Below are 6,852 nucleotides of genomic sequence, written 5' to 3'. Positions count from 1 at the left end.
TTGCTGTCTTTAAAGCATTCTCTGTTTGCTTTTGCCGTTCGCTTTGCTTGCCAAGGTGAAATGCCTTGGCTAAAGCCGCTATAAAGCAAAACTTCTCGAGACAGATATCATTGGTTCTGGAACACCGATACCTCTTAATTTTTTCAAGAAAAAAAACAAAACGCGGCGTAACTTACACAATGTTTGGAAAAAAGAAATCTTGCCTCATGGTTTTATCAAGGGTAGGAGTTTTCCAAAGCGTGTTGATTTTAAAAAGATGAAGAGTAATGTTTTTCAAAGAGTAGACGGAGGTAAATTCCCCATTGCAAAACAAGAAGGATCATCAATTGCTGGAGTGATGTCCAAACCAGAAATCACAAATTCTATCGCACAATATGCCAGTGAAAGATTAACTAAAAACATACAGAGACAACTTAAACGTCAAGAATACGGTGCTAATAAGAAAGCTAAATAATGTTCTCAAGCTTTATCTACCTATCCCATATCCTTATAAGTTTATGCATTACACACTTTGATTGCAATTTTAAAAACAAATTATCACTTATGCTTTGTTTTTTTTATAAAAAAGTCAATAAAATCAATATAAAAGATACTTCCCAGCGAATTAGCTTCGTTACGGGGCAGGCTGCGTAAACTATCGCTAGCGACAGAATTTTCAAATTAACTGTACATTGTACACTTAACTCATTGATAAATAATTATTTCAATATGCACACTGTACAGTATATAATTATTTTGAGATGGAAATTATTTTTATTCTCGACATTATTGCGTCAATGTATATTTTTGAATCAGGTGCCTAAGAAACACCTTAAATCGATAGCGGATAGATTACCGACACAATCTCTTCTCCGCACATTAGAGACTTTGACTCATTATATGCTACATGCATATAATGGATTTGTCGGGTGTAGTTACGCTATACAATACTCTTTATGGGCCAAGCGTAACGACGGATTATCGACCGTGTTTCTTAGCGCTCAGCATTCTTCTGGAATGTCAATAAGGAACCTTAATCGATAGGATTTCACTATGAACACTCTTATAGAAATTAAAGAAATGGTTATTGATAGAGAAGCTGTTCAAACCGTCAATGCTCGTGATTTGCATGAATTTTTGGAAATTACATCAAAATTTGCAGACTGGATTAAAAATCGTATTATAGAATGCAAATTTCGAGAAAATATAGATTTTATAGTTTTTTCTAAAAATTTAGAAAAAGATTGCCTAGCGTAAAATACCACAATACATTAGGCATGGCAAAACACCTTCAATGATCGAGCGTAATGATAAAGGTCATTAACCAAAAGAGTATTTTATCGAATGTGAAAAGCTTGCAAAACAAGTAGCGACACCGCAAATCGATTACTCCAAGCCCGAAGCATTACTTGGCATCTTGATTCAACTACAAAATCAAATCGAACAGAAAGATAGCATCATTGCAGAATTAGCATCCAAAGCAGACGCGCTTGAGAGCTTAAAATCTTCTGATGGTTTGTTCAGTCTTATTGAAGGGGAAAAATCCTTGAAGTACGACCAAAGGACTTAACAGATTACTTGCGTAAACATGATTGGGTGTATCGCCGTGTTCCAAGTAATCCATTATACCCTATCAGGATAAAATCAAGAAAGGATTTATGGATTATCCTGCTATCACTATTCAAAGACCTAATGCTACAGAAAAGGTACTGCCTTCAACAAAAATTACACCAAAAGGATTAGCATATTTGAGAGAACAAATCTTTGGGGGTGTGCAATGAAGGTAGATACCAATTTTTTATGCGATTTATGGATAACGTTGTTTCACTTTGTTAATTGTGAATATGTAGATAACAAAAATTGTAGTGCTCTGGTCGACATCATGGGCATAGTAGAAAAAGCTTTGATTTTAGAACTTCAAGATGAGGTGCCGAATATTACAAAGATTCTTGCAGTTCTTACAGGTTTTGGAACTTCAGAACTACCGCATAGCATGAATCCGTTATTGCAAGCTTATGCTCCTACTTTGGAAAGTCCTGTTGTAAAAGCTGCTTAACTTAAAAACACAACTCCCCTTCCCGTTCTCAAAATGGGGAGGTGGTTTAAAGATCAAGTTTTGAATGGGAGCCAAGACATACTAAAACCAATCGATCTTGAGCAATCAAGCGATAAATCAACACTAAGTCAGGTCGAATATGACAATCTCGATAATTGCTCCAATTCCCAGTCAATGCATGATCATGATATCGAGGTTCTAAAGGCTGGTCATTTGCTAATGCTGCAATGATTTGGCGCAAATCAATATCTAAAAGATGCCGATACCATCCCTTCATTTCACGCTTGAAATCACATTTGAAGATAGTGGTGCGTTCAATCGTCCACATATAGATCATCAAATAATTCGTCTACGGAATGAAACTTTTTTAAGTTGCCTTCATCTAATTCCGTAAAAGCCGCTATGGTTTCCGCATTGGGTTGAAACAAGAAGAACGGAATAGATTTATCTTGTGCAATACGCGTCATCAACACTCTCACAACATCACTTACTGATAAACCTGAAGCTTGAATAACTTGATTAGCGATATTTTGAATTTCTTCTGGTACACACGCCTAAAGCATACGACTAGCTGCCATAATGATCTCTCCTCTTGTAACTGTATTCCAGTGCAATACAAGTGGAGTTTAATTTCAACCGCAAAATATTTGGCTTATCTGATACGCCGAAAACCCCATTTCTCAATATGGGAAGGAAATCAAGGCAAGGCGAAACTATGAATAAGAAGCATCGTGAGGGGATATCGGTTCGTGCGTTTGCAAAAAAGATGCGTGTTTCACATAATGCAGTGGTTTCTCGGATAAAGACAGGCAAATTTGATGCGGCTCTTTTTGAAGATGGTTCTGTCAATGAAGCCGTTGCAACAAGCAAATCCAACAAGCACCCTACCCAATTTTTAGCGCCTGATGGACAACCGCGAACAAATATCAAACAAACCTCTACAGAGGATGCCAATGAATACAAGATAAAACTGGAGCGAATGCAAGTTGCGCTTGAAAGCGAAAAGATTGCCCTTGAACGCTTACGCGAAACAACCGTTGATCGAGAAGAAATGAAAAAGGCAGCGCGTGAGTTTGGAAGAGTACACCGTGATGCCATGTTGAATTTTCCTCATCGTTTTGCTGCAAGCATTGCTGCACAAGTTGGATGTGATGCCGCCAGCCTTATTGGTGTTATTGATTATTACATGGGCACAGCTTTGCTTGAGGGGGTTAATATTCCAGTACCTTTCATGATCCTCATTCTCCAGAGTTAGAGAACTTGCAAGAAACGAATAATGGATGAAAATACAGTCGAAGAATTTTTCGCCAATGCCAATGACGCACGACAACCAGACCGTCTGAAGCAGATCAACGCGCCGTGATTACAGCACGCTTATGCACAGTAAAAGCTTCTGAACTGCTATGGCCAGATGCCATCACGGATGAGCAAAAGAAAGCAGCCATTCAGTCTTTAGAAGACAAAAACAACATTCTATTGCGATAGGAGAATGCGCACATGGATATGAACTTTTTTAAACATGATGCTTTCTCAAGCATCACAATGATGAAAGCCATCGAAAACTATGAGTTTCAACCGGGGCTTATTAGTTCTCTTGATCTTTTTGAGGAAGTGGAAACAAGCACCACAGTGGTTGGTATTGAACGGCGTGATAATACATTTTCGCTTATTCAAACCAGTGAACGTGGCGCACCTTTGGCAGAAGGTGATAGAGAGGGTCGTAATCTTCGGTTTTTCAAAACAACACGGATTGCCAAAAGTGATACGGTGAAATCAGAAGAAATCCAGAACCGTCGTGAATTTGGGACAGAAGATCAGTTAGAGACAGCAATGAAATATATTGCCAGAAAACAAAAGAAACTGATTTCTGAAATTGAATTGACATGGGAGAATATGCAACTCGGCGCCGTTCAAGGGGTGGTTCTTGATGCTGATGGCTCCGTGATTGTCGATTGGTACAAAGAATGGGAAATCACACCACCAAAGCCCATTGACTTTAAACTGAATAATGAGACAACCAATGTTGCTGACCATGTTGACCAAGTCATTATGAGGATGATTGAGGCTTCAAAAGGAGCATTTTCTGATCGTTCACGGATTATTGGTCTTTGTGGAAATGAATTCTTTTCCAAGTTGAAAAACCATAAAACAATTCGTGAGACCTATTTAAACACAGCCTTAGCACAGACACTCAATAGCGCTGGAGGTGTTGCAACACCAAGCGCTCTTGGCTCGGGGAGCTTTGGCAGTTTTGACTTTGCGGGTGTAACCTTTATTGATTACCGGAGTATTCACAACTATAATGTAAGTGCAAAGGCTGGAACCAAACGCGCCATAGGAATTAAGCCTGATGAATGTCAATTCTTTCCTGTTGATGCACCTGGTGTATTCCAAAAAACCTTTGCACCAGGGGAAAGCTTGGATTTTGCTAACACCGTTGGAAAACCTCTCTACACGATGCTAATCGTCGACCACGACCGTAATGCATGGGTAAAACCGGAGGTCTATAGCTATCCGCTTTTTTACATTTGTACACGCCCAGAAATGCTGTTTAAAGCAGTGATTGGAGCGAAATAACATGCGATGGCACGGGCTGCTAAACCAAATGGTTAAAGATGTGCGCAACACTTTTGGGCAGCCCATCATCTACACGCGAAAAGACAACCAGCAATCTTTTCGGATTACAGCGATTTACGGCATTAAGCATTCAGAATCGGACGCCGGTGGCAGAATCCCCACCACAATTCCAAGAAAGGAACTTGATCTTTGTATCAATGACATCGGGGGTTTACCACCAAAACCTCAAGATAGTATTGTGGTCCTCTCTCCTGAAAACAGCAAAGCGCCCTCTTCTCAAGAGCACTTCACTGTCACAGATGTCCAAGCCTCAGAATCTAGTATGTATAAGCTTATCTTGCGGGAGATAAAAAATGGACGTATCTTTATCTTGTGTGTTTAAAAATTAATAAGGCTGCCCAAGAGCCCGAATTACTGCTACAAACCTTGGATTTGGAATGGCACTAAATCGGTAACTCCATGGTGAGCCAGTACGGTGACTGATGTGACATCTTTGGTATGTTATAGTGACTGATGCAATTCCTGCCCAAGTAGTCCTTTCATTATCTTCAGGGCTTACAAATACAATAGCTTGGTTTGTTACTAAAAGACGTCCTAAAGCTGGAGTCTTTTCGCCAATATTGAAGGTAACGCGTTCTTGAACTCCCAACAGTTTTTCATTTTTTGCTAAACGATAATCATATTCACTTGCGTCAAGTTCTTGAAACATTTCACATGCTTCCTCAAAATTAGAGGGAGGAATATCTGATTGCCACAAAGCAACTTCTTGCTCAAAGTTTTTTTCCTTTTTCGCCTCACGATAGGCAATAATAACAAAAATTAAAACAATAAGAATGGGTAGTAATAACCATGGTGTAATAGTTACTGTTACCACAATGCCTCCACTCAACAGAACACAAAGGAGAAAGATCTGTACCCTCTTTTCTAACCGCTTTTTTTCAAGTTCCGGCGACATTTTATTAACAACTGATAAATCAGAAGAAGGGTGGATATGGGGGGGAGGTATTAAAACCTGCTCTGAAACTTTTTCTTTAAAACGTTTTTTGCGTTTATCTTGCCAATGAACAAAAATAGACAAAGCAATACATGCAAAGAAAATTAACCTGAACCATCCCCAAAAACCTAGACCATCATTTTCGTCTGACTTTTTGTCTTGAACATGGATACTTTGCTTATCAGTATTCTCAGGTAGTACATGTTTCACGCTTTCATTTTGAGTAGCAACATATGTTAATAAAGTCGAGGAGGAGGAAAAAATTTCATTATTGTATGTAACTTGATCTGGTTCGAGTTTGTGAAAAAAAAACGCACCTAATATTGCAGAGCCGAGAAATAATAAAACTCCAATACCAAGAGTTTTCAATCCGTTTTTCCGCCATTTTTTTATACACACTAAAACAAGTCCGACAAACATCACTGGGAATAATAACAAGCATACGATCACCGCAATTGTATCAAGCGTATTGAGCATTATTTTCCCCTTCACTATAAATAAAAAACTAAGCCGAAAAATTTAAAGTGAGTCGACAAATAAAGTAAAGATGTGCTTATAATTTTAGAAAAAAGTGATATTACTGCGTGACATTATTACAGCGATATGAATAATCGAATCAGGTACCTAAAAAACACTTTAAAGCAATGAGCGAACGGATTGCTGGAACAATATCTTCTTCGCCAATTAGAGTTTTGACTCATTGTATGTTACACCCATATAATGACTTTGTAAGATGTAGTTACACTATACAAGACCCTTTTACGGGGAAAATGTAACGGACGAGCTAGTTGCCCATGTTTCTTAGCACCCAGAGCTCTTTTAGAGTGTCATTAAGAAACGTCTAAAAACTAGGAGTCCTTTATGAATACCCTTATAGAAATTAAAGAACAAATTATTGAGCAGGATACCGTTCAAACGGTAAATGCTCGTGAGTTGCATGCATTTTTGGAGATAAAATCCGATCTCATTGGTAGCTTGTGAGACGGCATCAAAAGCAAGTGGCAAGCCCTGTCCGAATGGTTTAGCGGCATGATAAGCAAATTAACCAGCTAGATGCCTAATTTGGATGAAAGAAAAGCTAGGCTTTAATGTTTCAATCAACAAAACTTCAACGGAGACGATTAAAACCTTTACCGATGAAACCAATGCACGTGCAAAAAAAAATGGTTGATACAGTAGTGGTTACAAATACCCCACCTGAAAAACGCAAGAGTGGTTTTAATACAGGAGCCGTTGAAACAGGACA

The 6,852-nt window shown here is 38.6% G+C and carries 6 protein-coding genes and 6 pseudogenes; 9 read left to right on the top strand and 3 right to left on the bottom strand.

Going from position 1 to position 6,852, the window contains the following annotated elements; translation table 11 throughout:
* Positions 1–85: 85 nt before the first annotated feature.
* The 3 genes and pseudogenes from ACFIKJ_RS08435 to ACFIKJ_RS08425 all read left to right on the top strand — a co-directional run.
* Positions 86–454, top strand: a pseudogene (locus tag ACFIKJ_RS08435) (hypothetical protein); the annotation flags it as partial.
* Between the two features lie 578 nt (positions 455–1,032).
* Positions 1,033–1,760: pseudogene (locus ACFIKJ_RS08430) on the top strand (antA/AntB antirepressor family protein).
* Positions 1,757–2,035: a hypothetical protein gene (locus ACFIKJ_RS08425; RefSeq protein ID WP_375670475.1), complete on the top strand. Its 279-nt coding sequence runs from the start codon at positions 1,757–1,759 to the stop codon at positions 2,033–2,035. Before ACFIKJ_RS08430 ends, ACFIKJ_RS08425 begins: the two are co-directional and overlap by 4 nt.
* Before the next feature lie 46 nt (positions 2,036–2,081).
* Here ACFIKJ_RS08425 and ACFIKJ_RS08420 read toward each other — a convergent pair whose 3' ends face one another.
* Positions 2,082–2,363 (bottom strand): type II toxin-antitoxin system YafQ family toxin, encoded by a 282-nt coding sequence (locus ACFIKJ_RS08420; RefSeq protein ID WP_375627477.1) that lies wholly within the window; start codon positions 2,361–2,363, stop codon positions 2,082–2,084.
* On the bottom strand, positions 2,350–2,547 hold the full coding sequence (locus ACFIKJ_RS08415; RefSeq protein ID WP_375670476.1) for a type II toxin-antitoxin system RelB/DinJ family antitoxin: 198 nt from the start codon (positions 2,545–2,547) through the stop codon (positions 2,350–2,352). The genes ACFIKJ_RS08420 and ACFIKJ_RS08415 overlap by 14 nt, the downstream gene beginning before the upstream one ends.
* Before the next feature lie 203 nt (positions 2,548–2,750).
* Between ACFIKJ_RS08415 and ACFIKJ_RS08410 the strand changes: the two are divergent.
* From ACFIKJ_RS08410 to ACFIKJ_RS08395, 4 genes and pseudogenes are all read left to right on the top strand, one after another.
* Positions 2,751–3,319 (top strand): annotated as a pseudogene (locus tag ACFIKJ_RS08410) (hypothetical protein).
* Positions 3,320–3,361: 42 nt separating this feature from the next.
* A pseudogene (locus ACFIKJ_RS08405) lies at positions 3,362–3,520 on the top strand (head decoration protein); the annotation flags it as partial.
* Between the two features lie 12 nt (positions 3,521–3,532).
* A complete protein-coding gene (locus ACFIKJ_RS08400) occupies positions 3,533–4,612 on the top strand; it encodes a major capsid protein (protein ID WP_375670474.1) in 1,080 nt (359 codons plus the stop codon).
* A gap of 1 nt (position 4,613) precedes the next feature.
* On the top strand, positions 4,614–4,994 hold the full coding sequence (locus ACFIKJ_RS08395; protein WP_375627474.1) for a hypothetical protein: 381 nt from the start codon (positions 4,614–4,616) through the stop codon (positions 4,992–4,994).
* Between the two features lie 3 nt (positions 4,995–4,997).
* Here the strand turns inward: ACFIKJ_RS08395 and ACFIKJ_RS08390 are convergent, their stop codons facing one another.
* Positions 4,998–6,083, bottom strand: a complete 1,086-nt coding sequence (locus ACFIKJ_RS08390) for a hypothetical protein (protein WP_375670473.1) — start codon at positions 6,081–6,083, stop codon at positions 4,998–5,000.
* Positions 6,084–6,467: 384 nt separating this feature from the next.
* Between ACFIKJ_RS08390 and ACFIKJ_RS08385 the strand changes: the two are divergent.
* Both ACFIKJ_RS08385 and ACFIKJ_RS08380 read left to right on the top strand, forming a co-directional pair.
* Positions 6,468–6,569 (top strand): annotated as a pseudogene (locus ACFIKJ_RS08385) (phage antirepressor Ant); the annotation flags it as partial.
* A gap of 18 nt (positions 6,570–6,587) precedes the next feature.
* Positions 6,588–6,852, top strand: a pseudogene (locus ACFIKJ_RS08380) (phage tail protein); the annotation flags it as partial.

Source organism: Bartonella sp. PS7NMGDW (genome assembly GCF_042193585.1).
Lineage (GTDB): Bacteria > Pseudomonadota > Alphaproteobacteria > Rhizobiales > Rhizobiaceae > Bartonella > Bartonella grahamii.
The sequence above is the reverse complement of the archived record's forward strand: the minus strand, read 5'-3'. Positions and strand labels throughout refer to the sequence as shown.